Origin of the sequence: Streptomyces sp. NPDC048420 (assembly GCF_040651535.1) — a bacterium.
Classification (GTDB): Bacteria; Actinomycetota; Actinomycetes; order Streptomycetales; family Streptomycetaceae; genus Streptomyces.
This window is the reverse complement of the sequence record NZ_JBEZKG010000019.1, coordinates 106,047-119,409: the sequence shown is the minus strand read 5'-3', so window position 1 is coordinate 119,409 and position 13,363 is coordinate 106,047. Positions and strand designations below refer to the sequence as shown.

Here is a 13,363-nt window from a genome sequence, read left to right as displayed (position 1 = left end):
ACATGGCTACCGGGAACCCCGAGGGCAAGAAGCAGCCGCCGGAGGAGCAGCGCCTGGGACCTGTCCTCCGCAGGCGGGGACAGGTCACGGCGAGCACGACCGACCAGCGCCTGCTGGACGCGGGCGGCCCCTCGGACTGGGTCCACACCGACCCCTGGCGCGTCCTGCGCATCCAGTCGGAGTTCATCGAGGGCTTCGGCACGCTCGCCGAACTCCCGCCCGCGATCAGCGTGTTCGGCTCGGCGCGGACGCCGGCGGACTCACCGGAGTACGAGGCGGGGGTGCGGCTCGGCCGCGGCCTGGTGGAGGCCGGCTTCGCCGTGATCACCGGCGGCGGCCCGGGCGCCATGGAGGCGGCCAACAAGGGCGCCTGCGAGGCGGGCGGCACCTCGGTGGGCCTCGGCATCGAGCTCCCCTTCGAGCAGGGACTCAACCCCTACGTCGACATCGGCCTCAACTTCCGCTACTTCTTCGTCCGCAAGATGATGTTCGTGAAGTACGCGCAGGGCTTCGTCGTCCTGCCGGGCGGCCTCGGCACCCTGGACGAGCTCTTCGAGGCCCTGACCCTCGTCCAGACCCAGAAGGTCACCCGCTTCCCGATCGTCCTCTTCGGCAGCGAGTACTGGGGCGGCCTGGTCGACTGGCTCAAGAACACCCTGATCGCCCAGGGCAAGGCCTCGGAGAAGGACCTGCTGCTGTTCCACGTGACGGACGACGTGGACGAGGCGGTGGCGTTGGTGTCGAAGGAGGCGGGGCGCTAGCGCTGGACTTGAACCGTGGTCGGGGGTGCGGCGCTGTGCCGGGGGCCTCGCCCCCGCGACTACGCCAGCCCCCGCCGCGCGACCGCCGGCGGCCGGTACCCCGCGATCGACGCCACCATGTCCAGCACCTGCCGCGTCTCCGCGACCTCGTGCACCCGGTACACCTGAGCCCCCAGCCACGCGGACACCGCCGTCGTCGCCAGCGTCCCCACCACCCGCTCCTTCACCGGCTTGTCCAAGGTCTCGCCCACGAAGTCCTTGTTGGACAGCGACACCAGCACGGGCCACCCCGTCTCGACCATCTCCCCGAGCCGCCGCGTCGCCTCAAGACTGTGCCGCGTGTTCTTCCCGAAGTCGTGCCCGGGATCGATCATCACGGACTCCCGCGGCACCCCCAGAGCGACCGCCCGCTCCGCCAGCCCCACGGTCACCCGCAGCACGTCGGCCATGACGTCGTCGTACTCCACCCGGTGCGGCCGCGTACGAGGCTCAGCACCCCCGGCATGCGTACACACCAGCCCCACCCGGTACCGCGCGGCGACCTCGGCCAGCTCGGGGTCCACCCCGCCCCACGCGTCGTTGAGCAGATCCGCCCCCGCCTCGCACACCGCCTCGCCGACGGACGCCCGCCAGGTGTCGACGCTGATGATCACGTCAGGGAACCGCCGTCGCACCGCCGCCACGAACCCCACGGTCCGGCGCGCCTCTTCCTCGGCGGACACCTCTTCCCCCGGTCCGGCCTTGACCCCGCCGATGTCGATGATGGCGGCCCCCTCGGCCACCGCCTGCTCCACGCGCGCGAGGGCGGGCTCGTCGAGGAAGGTGGCTCCCCGGTCGTAGAAGGAGTCGGGGGTCCGGTTCACGATCGCCATGATCACCGGCTCGTGCGCGCCGAATTCACGCCTGCCCAGCCTGAGCATCCCCTGTGACCTCACTTCGTACGTCTGTGTGTTCGGAGTCTGCGGCCGCCTGCGACCCTAACTGTCAGACTCGCATGGCACGATCGGACCCTGACACATTCGACGCCGGTGGCCCGCCGCCGGCAGGGACCATGGGGACCTCAGCGATGGTTATGTTCTTGTTCCTGGTCATCGCGCTCGCGGTCGTGGTCGCCGCGGTGACGCTCGCCGTGGTCGGCGGCGACAGCGACGGCCCGCTGCCGGACGCCGCCCCGGAGCGCCTCCACGACCCCCTGCCCTACGACCGCCCGGTGGACCGAGCCGACGTCGAGAGCCTGCGCTTCCCCCTCACCGCCCGCGGCTACCGCATGGCCGACGTGGACGACGCGCTCAGCCGCCTCGGCGCCGAGCTCGCCGAGCGGGACGCCCGGATCGCCGACCTGGAGTCCGCGCTGGCCGGCGCCCAGGCCGCCCCGCACGTCACCATGGAGAAGCCGGACCACGGCCACGGGGAGCAGCAGTGACCGAAGGCGCCGCCCTGGCGGGACCGGACGGCGCGCTGCGCTGCCCCTGGGCCCTGTCCACACCGGACTACATCGCGTACCACGACGAGGAGTGGGGCCGCCCGGTCCACGGCGACGACGCCCTCTACGAGCGACTCAGCCTGGAGGCCTTCCAGTCCGGCCTGTCCTGGATCACCATCCTGCGCCGCCGCGAGACGTTCCGGGCCGCCTTCGCGGGCTTCGAGATCGCCAAGGTCGCGGCCTTCGACGAGTCCGACCGCGACCGCCTGCTCCTCGACCCGGGGATCATCCGCAACCGCGCCAAGATCGACGCGACGATGGCCAACGCGCGCGTGCTGGCCGAGTGGTCACCGGGTGAGCTGGACGAGCTCATCTGGTCCCACGCCCCGGTTTCTCACGCGGTGCCCAGGACGCTGGGCGACGTCCCGGCGGTGACTCCGGGGTCGACCGCCCTGTCCAAGGCGCTGAAGAAACGGGGCCTGCGCTTCGTGGGCCCGACGACGGCGTACGCGCTGATGCAGGCGTGCGGCCTGGTCGACGACCACTTGCAGAGCTGCGTGGCGAGAACTCCCTAGGGGCGCGCCGCCCGCGGAGCTCACCGCCCCAGATACTCGGGCGTCTCCTTGTTCACGAACGCCCGCACAGCGATCGCATGGTCCTCCGACGCCCCGGCCCGCCCCTGCAGCTCGTCCTCCTTCTCCAACGTCTCCGCCAGAGTGTGCGACAGCGCGTACGCGAGCGACTCCTTGATCGCTCCGTACGCCACCGTCGGCCCCGAGGCCAACGCCCGCGCCACCTTCTCCGCCTCCGTGGGCAGCTCGGTCGACGGCACGAGACGGTTCGCGATGCCCAGCTCATGGGCGTCCCGCGCCGAGATGGTCCGCGGGAAGAGCAGCAGGTCCGCGGCCCGGCCCGGCCCCACCACCCGCGGCAGCGTCCACGAGATCCCCGAGTCCGCGGTCAGCGCGACCCCCGCGAAGGACGTGTTGAAGGCGGCGGTGTCCGCCACCACCCGGTAGTCCGCGGCCAGCGCGATCCCGAAGCCGGCCCCGGCCGCGACCCCGTTCACCCCGGCGACCACGGGCTTCGGCATCTCCGTCAGCGCTCGCACCACGGGGTTGTAGTGCTCCTTGACCGTGCTCATCACGACGTCGGACCCCTGCATCAGCAGCCCGATGTGCTCCTTGAGGTCCTGCCCCACGCAGAACGCCCGCTCGCCGGCGGCGGTGAGCAGCACGGCCCGTACCGCGTCGTCCGAGGCCGCCGACTCCACCGCCTCCCGCAGCGCGACCTTCGTCGCGACATCGAGGGCGTTCATCGCCTCGGGCCGGTTCAGAGTGATCGTCGCGAGCCCGTCGCTCACCTCGTAGAGCACGGTGTCGGCCATGGCGCATCCCCTCCGGTGTGTCCGCTGCATCGCTGTCCGTATCGATGTCCGTAGGACAGCATGGCGGAGATCGCCGTCCGAGGACCGGACCGGACGTGTGACCTGCGTCAAAGAATTCGGGAGCGTTCACAGCCGGTCGAGATCCGCGCGGCGGCGGAGTATCGCAGCCACATCGCCGAATTGAGTGGTTTTGCTCGCGCGCGTTGCCCAAGCGATGCCGACTGATGTTGGTCATCGGGTCCTGAGATGCGGGATAATGGCTTGGAAGCAATGTGTTCGATGCCGGTGGCGCGTGTCCCACTTTGACGCGCGTGCCCTCCCAGGGCTGTCGGCTTTGACGATGAGCTGGTTTCAGGAAGGGGAACGAGCATGGCGGCCATGAAGCCGCGGACGGGCGATGGCCCGCTCGAGGTGACCAAGGAGGGGCGGGGCATCGTCATGCGCGTTCCGCTCGAAGGCGGCGGTCGGCTCGTCGTCGAGCTGACCCCTGACGAGGCCGACGCGCTCGGCGACGCCCTCAAGAAGGTCGTCGGCTGACGCGGAAGCGACCATACCCTTTCGGCTGCCCCGGCATCACCTGTGGTGCCGGGGCAGTGGTCTGCCCGGCGGGACCCCCTGAATGGCCGTACGGCCCGCACCGGCTCAGCGACTCATCGCGCACCGGTCCAGGGCTCGCTTCGGTCAGCGCTTGACCGCGCACAGCAGCCCGTCGCCCACCGGCAGCAGTGACGGCACCAGTTCCTGGCTCTCGCGCACGGCCCGCAGCAGTTCCCTGAGGCGCAGTACCTCCGTGGGCTGCGGTCCCGAGTCCACCGTGCGGCCGTTGGCGAAGACGCCCTCGAAGACGACGAGTCCACCCGGACGCAGCAGGCGCAACGATTCAGCGAGATAGTCCATGACCTCCTGCCGGTCGCCGTCGCAGAAGACGAGGTCGTAGCCGGCGTCGGCGAGGCGGGGCAGGACGTCCAGGGCACGGCCCGGGATGAAGCGGGCCCGGTTGCTGGCGAAGCCGCAGGCGCGGAAGGCCTGCCGGGCGAACTGCTGGTGCTCCGGCTCGGGGTCGACGGTGGTCAGCACCCCGTCCGCTCGCATCCCGTGCAGAAGATGGATGCCGGAGACGCCGGTCCCGGTACCGATCTCGGCGACGGCCTTCGCGTCCACGGAGGCGGCCAGCAACCGCAGCGCGGCGCCCGCGCCGGGCGACACCGAGCGCAGCCCCGCCTCACGGGCCCGGTCGCGGGCCCAGAGCAGGACTTCGTCCTCGGCGACGTAGGCGTCGGCGAACGCCCAGCTCGTCTGCCGGTTGCCGGTAATGGCCCTCTCCTTGCCCCGTGGTTGCCTGGGCGTGACTGTATCCGTTGCCGCCGGGAACCCGCAGATGGGACCGGGCGTTTAGAGGGGTGGAGACGCACCCGGGGGGACACAGTTGGATCACGATGACGAGCAGGCCCTCGAGCAACTGCTGACGCAGGGGTCCGAGTGGTATCAGCCCAGATCAAATTCTCGTAAAACCGCTTATCCGGAGCTAACGGGCGAGGTGGCTATGGTAGGGGCTCCACTGGAGACAACCAGAGCCGACAGGGGAGGTGCGGCCGCGCCTGGAGATCGTGGGGGAGTGCTGAGGCGCTTCCTCGGATCGGCGGGCAGGCCGAAATCCGTGAACGACACCGCTGACCACAGCCACGCCGGCGACTACGCCCAGACCGCGACCTTTGCCACCGACGCGGACGGGCAGGCGTGGACTCCGCCCACCTGGGAGGAGATCGTCAGCACGCACAGCGGCCGCGTCTACCGCCTCGCGTACCGCCTCACCGGCAACCAGCACGACGCCGAGGACCTCACTCAGGAGGTCTTCGTCCGCGTCTTCCGCTCGCTGTCCACGTACACACCGGGCACCTTCGAGGGCTGGCTGCACCGCATCACCACCAACCTCTTCCTGGACATGGTGCGCCGCAAGCAGCGCATCCGCTTCGACGCCCTCGGCGAGGACGCGGCCGAGCGCCTGCCCAGCCGCGAGCCGTCGCCCCAGCAGGTCTTCAACGACGCCCACTTCGACGCGGACGTCCAGCAGGCCCTCGACACCCTCGCCCCGGAGTTCCGCGCCGCGGTCGTCCTGTGCGACATCGAAGGGCTGTCGTACGAGGAGATCGCCGCGACCCTGGGCGTCAAGCTCGGCACCGTCCGTTCACGGATCCACCGCGGCCGTTCCCAGCTGCGCAAGGCCCTGGCGCACCGCTCGCCGGAGGCCCGCGCCGAGCGCCGCTCCTTCATGGCCCGGGTCCCCGCGCTGGGGGGAGGGGGCGCGTCCGCGTGAGTGGATCACTGCCCAAACCCGGCGAGGGCAGCCTCGCGGAACAGCATCTGGGAGACCGACTCGCCGCCCTGGTGGACGGCGAGCTCGGTCATGCAACGCGGGAGCGCGTCCTCGCGCACCTCGCCACCTGCCCGAAGTGCAAGGCGGAGGCGGACGCCCAGCGCCGCCTGAAGAACGTCTTCGCGGAGGCCGCCCCGCCACCCCCCTCCGAGAGCTTCCTGGCCCGCCTCCAGGGGCTGCCCGGAGGTGATCCGGAGGACGGCGACAGCTCGCCGTTCGGCGGGGGAGGGCTCACCGGTGGATTCTCGGGACGACCCGGCGCCGCCGGCGTCTTCGGCGTGAGACGTGGCGAGCGCTTCGAGTTCGGCTACGTCCCCGCCGGCCCGCACGCCGCGGTGCTTCCGCCGTCCGCCGGCCGGGGCTTCCGCATCCATGACGTCAGCCGTCACGAGGCCGAGCGCTCGGCGTCGCGCGGCATGCGGTTCGCGTTCGTCGCCGCCGGTGCGGTGTCGCTGGCCGCGATCGCGCTGGGCGGCGTCACCACCGGAGTGCCCGGCGACACCGACGCCCGCGGGGGCGGCAGCAATGTGACTCCGGCGCGCAGCCCGGGCACGGGGGCCGCGGTGCCGGAGAACCAGCGGCGCCGCGGCGTGGGCCCACTGCTCGCGCAGGAACAGGGGCAGCGGTCGCTCGGCGACACCCCGGTCGCCCCGACCGAGGCGTCCGCACCGCTGCTGCCGGGGATACCGGCCCAGGTCCAGGACGCGGCCCTGCACACGCTCACGGCGCCCGTGGTCGCCGGTGCGGCCGCGATGTCCCCTCTGATACGTCCGCTCAGCGCGACTCCGCCGCTCACCCTGACCTCCTGGTCCACGACCCCGGACCTCACCAACCCCGGTCTCCTCGCCGCACCCGTCCCCCACACCACCTCCGCGCCCTCCAGCACCCCCCGCTGACCGACGCCCTGCTCCGCGGCGCGTGAACCTGGTTGAATCCACAGGTAGGTCGACGTGCCGCGCACCGCGGCCGGTCAGCTGTGGGGAGAGCATGAACGAGGGGAAGCCCACGAAGGCGAAATGGTGGAGCCGACCTCGGCCGCAGGGGGGTCCGGGAGCCGGCGAGGGGGCCGTACCGGCAGCCGGCCCGATGGGGTCGGACGGGGACTTCGCGCCGCCGGCTCCGGTCGGCCGGGAGAACTCGGAGGGTGACTTCGAGTTGACGCCTCCGCAGAGCACGGACGGCGATTTCGAGCTCAGGCCTCCGCAGACCTCGCCTGTCGCGGAAGGCGGTGACGAGTCGGCGCGGCCCGCGGTGGGCGTCGGCCCGGTGGAGGGCTCCGGCTCGTCTGCCCTCACCCTCGACAAGGCTCCCGTCCAGCCCGTCACCGAGTCCCCCGAGCCGCTGCCCGACTCGGACTCCACCAGCACCCCGCCCTACGGCGTGCCCGGCCCCTGGGCCCCTGCTCCGCCGGTCCAGCACCCGGCGACCACACCCGCGCACGGCACACAGACGCCGACACGGACACCGCCCGCAGGCCCGTCCGCCCTGCCTTCAGACACCTTGGCCCCGCCGCCCGACACCCCAGCCCCTGACACCCCCACCCCCTGGCAGAACTACGACCCCTGGGCCCCCGTGGCCGCCCCCCTCCAGCAGAACGGTGCCGCCGTCGGTCCCAAGGGGGCGCGGGTGCGGCGAGGGCTCGTCGGGGCCGCGGCGGTGCTCGCGCTCGTGGCGGGCGGCGTCGGAGGGGTCGTAGGGGCGTATCTGGAGCGGAACGGTGTCGGGGGTGACGTCGTGGAGTTGCCGCAGGCCGGGCGGGAGGACAGCGGACGCGCTCCGGACAGCGTCGCCGGGATCGCCGCCCATGCGTTGCCCAGCGTGGTGACCCTGCATGTCAGCGGGACCGCGGAGTCCGGCACCGGGACCGGGTTCGTGCTGGACGACCGCGGCCACATCCTCACCAACAACCACGTCGTGGAACCCGCCGCGGCCGGCGGCGAGATATCGGTGACCTTCCACAGCGGGGACACCGCCAAGGCCACGGTCGTCGGGAGGGACAGCGGGTACGACCTCGCCGTGGTCAAGGTGAGCGGGGTCCGCGGGCTGAAGCCCATGCCGCTTGGCAACTCCGACAACGTTCGGGTCGGGGACCCCGTGGTCGCCATCGGCGCCCCCTTCGATCTGGAGGGGACAGTCACCTCCGGCATCATCAGCGCGAAGGAACGGCCCATCACCGCCGGCGGCGACAGCGCGGGCGGCAGTGACGTGTCGTATGTCGACGCCCTGCAGACCGACGCTCCCATCAATCCCGGCAACTCCGGGGGCCCGCTCCTCGACTCCCGGGCCCGTGTCGTCGGCATCAACTCCGCGATTCGTTCCGCCGCCGACGGCGTCGGCTCCGAGAGCGGTCAGTCAGGGTCCATAGGCCTCGGATTCGCCATCCCGGTCAACCAGGCCAAGCGGGTCGCGGAGGAACTGATCAACACCGGCAGGGCGACCCACCCCGTCATCGGCGTCACCCTCGACATGGGCTACACCGGCGACGGCGCCCGCGTCGGGACGAAGGGCGGTGACGGCGGCCCCGCCGTCACCGAGGGCGGCCCGGGTGACCGGGCAGGGCTCCGGGCGGGCGATGTCATCACCGAGGTCGACGACCGCCGTATCCACTCGGGTGACGAGCTCATCGTGAAGACCCGCGCCCACCGACCCGGCGACCGTCTGCGGCTCACGCTGGAGCGCGCCGGCAAGGAGATCACGGTCTCACTGGTTCTTGGATCCTCGGACGGCAGCTGACGCGCACCGATTGACACAAACCTCACAGGCACGGCTCCGAATCCTGTTCCACAAGGCAAACAACCCGGAAAACCGTTCACCGACCCGTGCTCGGAGCGCTCAGGACAGTACCGGTCATACGGGAACGGCAGGTACCGTGGTCCTGGCCCGGATCCCAAGGAGCTTCAGGTGTTCAATGACATAGGACCGCTCGAGCTGATCACGCTCGTTGTCCTCGCCGTGCTCGTCTTCGGTCCGGACAAGCTCCCGAAGGTCATCCAGGACGTCATGCGGACCGTGCGCAAGATCCGCGAGTTCTCGGAGAGCGCCAAGCAGGACATCCGCTCGGAGCTCGGCCCGGAGTTCAAGGACTTCGAGTTCGAGGACCTCAACCCCAAGACGTTCATCCGCAAGCAGCTGGACAACGACGAGCTGGGGCTCAAGGAGATCCGCAACGGCTTCGACCTGAAGAAGGAGATGGCCGAGGTCACCGATGCCGTGCACAGCACGGACACCTCGCCGTCCTCGTCCTCCTCCGGTGGCCGGATCGACATGACCAAGAAGCCCGAGGAACCCGGCAAGGACGACCGCCCGCCCTTCGACGCGGACGCCACGTAAGCCGTACGCCCCACCGGAAGGCGCCTGCCGAGCAGTTCAGCTCGCGGGCGCCTTTTCCCGTCGTACGTGACGCGTTTCATACCCCGATCGCACCTCGTAGGGCCCCTCGTACGGCCTGAACCGACCCCCCGTGCGCCCCGCGCGCCGGGCGGTTTCCCGGCAGCTCGGAGCGGTGTGGCTATGCTGCCGAGTTGTTGTGCGGGCCGTACGCGAACCAGCGACGCCGCCCGAAGGGGGGCGGGGCCGGTCCGGTCCGACGAGAGCTAGTAGGAGGCGTCCGGCACATGGAGACGACGAGTGGGGCAGTCGCGCAGGCGCCGGCCGCGGAGGGTGGCCAGCAGGTTCCCTCCGCCCGGCGCACGGTCGACGGCTACCTTCAGGCGCCCTTCCCCTGGTACGGCCTCGACGAGGCCTTCACGGGGCCGCGCTGGCTGATGCAGGTCGGCACGTCGGCCGACGGGGCCGTCGAGCACGGCTCCATCGGGCACGGCGACGAGCCCTCGGTGAAGAACGAGGCGGGTTCCACGGGAGAGCCGAAGGAGAAGTTCGCGGTCGTGGTGACCGTCGCCGCGAGTCCGTCCCGGAGGAGCGCCGATGGGACGGGGCTGCTTGAGGCCACGTCGGTGTCTTCGGCGGCCTGGCTTGCAGGAGTGGGCTTGCTGTCGTTCACCTGGCCCGGGCAGATGGACCACTCCCTGAGGGACGACTGGCTGGATCAGCAGACCGAGACGGCGTGGGTGCTGGCCGACGACCTTGAGGGGCCCGACTGGTCGACCTTGTCGCTGCCGGTGGACGGAGTTCCTACGCCCTTCCACTACCGGGAGTCCGAGTTCGGGTGGGTGCTCGCCGGGTCCACGTCGGAAGGGGTGCATGTGGGGGCGTACGGGAGAGGGATGAGCGCGTACGGACTCGGCTTCGCCGTCGTGAAGGACATCGGCGAGTACGCATGAATGTGAGTGGGGAACTGCGGGCCGTATGTGGCTGGTCGCGCAGTTCCCCGCGCCCCTGAGGGTACTTGTCTAGAACTTGTTCTTCGGGGTGATCCCCAGCGACAGCCCCGAAAGGCCCCTCTGCCTGCCTCCCAGCTTTCCTGCGATCCCCCGCAGGGCCGCGCCGGCCGGGGAGTCGGGGTCGGTGAGCACCACCGGCTTGCCCTCGTCGCCGCCCTCGCGGAGGCGGACGTCGATGGGGATCGAACCCAGGACGGGGACCGTGGCACCCGTGGTCCGCGTCAGTCCGTCGGCCACCGTCTGGCCGCCGCCCGTGCCGAAGACGTCGACCATCTCGCCGCAGTGCGGGCAGGGCAGGCCGGACATGTTCTCGACCACGCCGACGATCTTCTGGTGGGTCTGGACCGCGATGGAGCCCGCGCGCTCGGCGACCTCCGCCGCCGCCTGCTGAGGCGTGGTCACGACCAGGATCTCCGCGTTCGGGACCAGCTGGGCCACCGAGATCGCGATGTCGCCCGTGCCCGGGGGCAGGTCGAGCAGGAGGACGTCCAGGTCGCCCCAGTACACGTCCGCCAGGAACTGCTGGAGCGCGCGGTGGAGCATCGGGCCCCGCCACACCACCGGTGCGTTGCCCGGGGTGAACATGCCGATCGAGATGACCTTCACGCCGTTCGCCGACGGCGGCATGATCATGTTCTCGACCTGGGTCGGGCGGCCGTCCGCGCCCAGCATGCGCGGCACCGAGTGGCCGTAGATGTCGGCGTCCACGACACCGACCTTCAGGCCGTCGGCCGCCATCGCAGCCGCGAGGTTCACCGTCACCGAGGACTTGCCGACGCCGCCCTTGCCGGAGGCGACCGCGTACACGCGCGTGAGTGAGCCGGGCTTGGCGAAGGGGACCTCGCGCTCGGTCTGGCCGCCGCGCAGCGCGGTCGCCAGCTCCTTGCGCTGCTCGTCGCTCATCACGTCGAGCGTGACGTCGACGCGCGTGACACCCTCGACGGCCGAGACCGCGTCGGTCACGCGCTGCGTGATCGTCTCGCGCATCGGACAGCCGGAGACAGTCAGGTACACGGTGACCGCGACCGCTCCGTCCGCGCCGATGTCGACCGACTTGACCATCCCGAGTTCCGTGATGGGCCGGTTGATCTCGGGGTCGTTCACCGTCGCCAGTGCCTCGCGCACCGCGTCTTCGCTAGCCATACAGACGATGGTACGGCCCCTGACAGGCCCTCCAGTAAGGCCGTCAACGGTCGTCTACGTCACGTACCGACGGCCGATCCGACCGTTCTGCCGGGAATACGACATGCCCGTCGTGCTGCCGCCGTGCCTCCAGTTCCTTCATCAGGTCCTGGAGCTCCGAGCGGATCCAGTCGCGGGTGGCCACCTCCCCGAGACCGATCCTGAGCGCCGCGATCTCCCGGGTCAGGTACTCGGTGTCCGCGATCGACCGCTCGTTCTGCTTGCGGTCCTGTTCGAGGTTGACCCGGTCCCGGTCGTCCTGCCGGTTCTGCGCGAGCAGGATCAGCGGGGCGGCGTAGGAGGCCTGGAGGGACAGCATCAGCGTGAGGAAGATGAACGGGTAGTGGTCGAAGCGCAGGTGGTATGGGGCGAAGATGTTCCACAGCACCCACAGGATGATGACGACCGTCATCCAGACGATGAACCGCCCGGTGCCCAGGAAGCGGGCGATCCGCTCCGAGAGACGCCCGAAGGCTTCCGGGTCCCATTCGGGCAGCACCCTGCGGCGCGGTGCGCGCGGCTGGTCGAGGCGGGCGCGGGCGCGGCTGGTCGCCGTGGCGCCGGAAAGTGTGCGCTCGCGGTTCGGGGTCTCGCGCTCAGGCGTCATGGTGGGCCCCCTCCGCGTCGAACTCCGTCTCCCGCCAGTCCTCCGGCAGCATGTGGTCCAGTACGTCGTCCACGGTCACCGCGCCGAGCAGTGAGCCCGAATCGTCGACCACGGGCGCCGCGACCATGTCGTACGTCGCGAAGAACCCGGCGACGACCGGCAGCGTCGCGTCCGGATCGAGGGCCTGGAGGTCGTCGTCGACGAGCGAGCTGACCAGGGTGTACGGAGGGTCGCGCAGCAGTCGCTGGAAGTGGACCGTGCCGAGGTACTTGCCGGTCGGGGTCTCGTCGGGCGCGCGGCACACGTAGACCTGGGCGGCGAGGGCGGGGGAGAGATCGGCGTTGCGGACGCGGGCGAGCGCGTCGGCGACGGTGGCGTCCGGTCGTAGGACGATCGGTTCCGTCGTCATCAGACCGCCGGCCGTGTGCTCCTCGTACGCCATCAGGCGCCGCATGTCGGCCGCGTCCCCGGGCTGCATCAGGCTCAGCAGCCGCTCCTGCTCCTCGGTGGGGAGCTCGGCGAGGAGGTCGGCCGCGTCGTCCGGGTCCATGGCCTCCAGGACGTCGGCGGCCCGTTCCTCCTTGAGCTTGCCGAGGATCTCGATCTGGTCGTCCTCGGGGAGCTCTTCCAGTACGTCGGCCAGGCGGTCGTCGTCGAGAGCCGCCGCGACCTCCGCGCGCCGCTTGGGGGAGAGGTGGTGCAGGACGTTGGCGAGGTCCGCCGCGCGCAGCTGTTCGAAGGTGGCCAGGAGGCTCTCGGCGCCCTGTCCGTGCTCCTCCAGCGTGAAGCCGGTGACCGCCGACCACTCGACGGTCAGCGCCTCGCCCTTGCGCCGGAACGCCCCGCCCTTGCCGCCCTTGCGCACGAAGACGCGGTCGATCTCCCAGTCCCGGCGGGCCGGCAGGTGGTGCACCGACGCGTCGAGGACGGTGACCTGTTCGTCGGTCTCCACGAGGGTCACGCGCCGGTCGAGGAGCTCGCCGAAGACGAGGCGCTCGGTGGGCCGTTGCTCGAAGCGGCGGACGTTGAGTACGCCGGTGGTGATGACCTGACCGGACTCGATGCTCGTCACCCGGGTCATGGGCAGGAAGATGCGGCGCCGGGTGGAGAGTTCGACGACGAGCCCGAGCACCCGGGGTGGCCTGCGCCCGACGCGCAGTACGACGACCAGATCGCGCACGCGGCCCACCTGGTCGCCGTTGGGATCGAAGACGGCGACACCGGCGAGGTGCGAGACGAAGATCCGGGGGGCTCCCGCTGCCATGGCTGTGCTTCCTTCGGTTGGTCGT

At 71.0% G+C, this 13,363-nt stretch carries 15 protein-coding genes; 9 read left to right on the top strand and 6 right to left on the bottom strand.

All coding sequences use genetic code 11. From position 1 onward, the window contains the following. Positions 1–2 precede the first annotated feature (2 nt). The gene (locus AB0D34_RS32630; protein ID WP_362668100.1) at positions 3–761 is read left to right on the top strand and encodes a TIGR00730 family Rossman fold protein; all 759 of its coding nucleotides are present in this window, start codon (positions 3–5) and stop codon (positions 759–761) included. Between the two features lie 59 nt (positions 762–820). Here the strand turns inward: AB0D34_RS32630 and folP are convergent, their stop codons facing one another. Beyond that, positions 821–1,681: a dihydropteroate synthase gene (folP, locus tag AB0D34_RS32625; RefSeq protein ID WP_362668098.1), complete on the bottom strand. Its 861-nt coding sequence runs from the start codon at positions 1,679–1,681 to the stop codon at positions 821–823. A gap of 146 nt (positions 1,682–1,827) precedes the next feature. Between folP and AB0D34_RS32620 the strand changes: the two genes are divergently transcribed. Continuing rightward, on the top strand, positions 1,828–2,184 hold the full coding sequence (locus AB0D34_RS32620; protein ID WP_362668096.1) for a DivIVA domain-containing protein: 357 nt from the start codon (positions 1,828–1,830) through the stop codon (positions 2,182–2,184). Further along, positions 2,181–2,759 (top strand): DNA-3-methyladenine glycosylase I, encoded by a 579-nt coding sequence (locus AB0D34_RS32615; protein WP_362668094.1) that lies wholly within the window; start codon positions 2,181–2,183, stop codon positions 2,757–2,759. Before AB0D34_RS32620 ends, AB0D34_RS32615 begins: the two co-directional genes overlap by 4 nt. Positions 2,760–2,779: 20 nt before the next feature. Here AB0D34_RS32615 and AB0D34_RS32610 read toward each other — a convergent pair whose 3' ends face one another. Then, positions 2,780–3,571, bottom strand: coding sequence for an enoyl-CoA hydratase-related protein (locus tag AB0D34_RS32610; RefSeq protein ID WP_362668092.1), 792 nt, complete (start codon positions 3,569–3,571; stop codon positions 2,780–2,782). 369 nt (positions 3,572–3,940) lie between these two features. On the opposite strand from AB0D34_RS32610, the gene AB0D34_RS32605 reads away from it, so the two are divergent. After that, positions 3,941–4,108, top strand: a complete 168-nt coding sequence (locus AB0D34_RS32605) for a DUF3117 domain-containing protein (RefSeq protein ID WP_003966491.1) — start codon at positions 3,941–3,943, stop codon at positions 4,106–4,108. 144 nt (positions 4,109–4,252) lie between these two features. Here the strand turns inward: AB0D34_RS32605 and AB0D34_RS32600 are convergent, their stop codons facing one another. Beyond that, positions 4,253–4,951, bottom strand: a complete 699-nt coding sequence (locus tag AB0D34_RS32600; RefSeq protein ID WP_362668232.1) for an O-methyltransferase — start codon at positions 4,949–4,951, stop codon at positions 4,253–4,255. Positions 4,952–5,186: 235 nt separating this feature from the next. Here AB0D34_RS32600 and sigE point away from each other — a divergent pair, with 235 nt between their 5' ends. The 5 genes from sigE to AB0D34_RS32575 all read left to right on the top strand — a co-directional run bounded on the left by sigE (position 5,187) and on the right by AB0D34_RS32575 (position 10,225). Then, positions 5,187–5,885, top strand: coding sequence for an RNA polymerase sigma factor SigE (gene sigE / locus AB0D34_RS32595; protein ID WP_125194850.1), 699 nt, complete (start codon positions 5,187–5,189; stop codon positions 5,883–5,885). Then, positions 5,882–6,841: a zf-HC2 domain-containing protein gene (locus AB0D34_RS32590; RefSeq protein WP_362668089.1), complete on the top strand. Its 960-nt coding sequence runs from the start codon at positions 5,882–5,884 to the stop codon at positions 6,839–6,841. Before sigE ends, AB0D34_RS32590 begins: the two co-directional genes overlap by 4 nt. A gap of 91 nt (positions 6,842–6,932) precedes the next feature. Further along, positions 6,933–8,678, top strand: coding sequence for a trypsin-like peptidase domain-containing protein (locus tag AB0D34_RS32585; protein ID WP_362668086.1), 1,746 nt, complete (start codon positions 6,933–6,935; stop codon positions 8,676–8,678). A gap of 168 nt (positions 8,679–8,846) precedes the next feature. Then, a complete protein-coding gene (locus tag AB0D34_RS32580) occupies positions 8,847–9,275 on the top strand; it encodes a sec-independent translocase (protein ID WP_362668084.1) in 429 nt (142 codons plus the stop codon). Between the two features lie 284 nt (positions 9,276–9,559). Then, positions 9,560–10,225 carry a hypothetical protein gene (locus tag AB0D34_RS32575; protein ID WP_362668082.1) on the top strand — a complete coding sequence of 222 codons (666 nt, stop codon included), beginning with the start codon at positions 9,560–9,562 and terminating at the stop codon, positions 10,223–10,225. A gap of 69 nt (positions 10,226–10,294) precedes the next feature. On the opposite strand, the gene AB0D34_RS32570 is transcribed toward AB0D34_RS32575, so the two are convergent. Genes AB0D34_RS32570 through AB0D34_RS32560 form a run of 3 tightly spaced genes read right to left on the bottom strand, consistent with a single transcriptional unit; the run spans position 10,295 to position 13,338 of the window. Next, positions 10,295–11,428 carry an Mrp/NBP35 family ATP-binding protein gene (locus AB0D34_RS32570; RefSeq protein WP_362668080.1) on the bottom strand — a complete coding sequence of 378 codons (1,134 nt, stop codon included), beginning with the start codon at positions 11,426–11,428 and terminating at the stop codon, positions 10,295–10,297. Positions 11,429–11,471: 43 nt separating this feature from the next. Next, on the bottom strand, positions 11,472–12,074 hold the full coding sequence (locus AB0D34_RS32565; protein ID WP_362668078.1) for a DUF1003 domain-containing protein: 603 nt from the start codon (positions 12,072–12,074) through the stop codon (positions 11,472–11,474). Beyond that, positions 12,064–13,338 carry a CBS domain-containing protein gene (locus AB0D34_RS32560; RefSeq protein ID WP_362668075.1) on the bottom strand — a complete coding sequence of 425 codons (1,275 nt, stop codon included), beginning with the start codon at positions 13,336–13,338 and terminating at the stop codon, positions 12,064–12,066. Before AB0D34_RS32560 ends, AB0D34_RS32565 begins: the two co-directional genes overlap by 11 nt. Between the last annotated feature and the right edge of the window lie 25 nt (positions 13,339–13,363).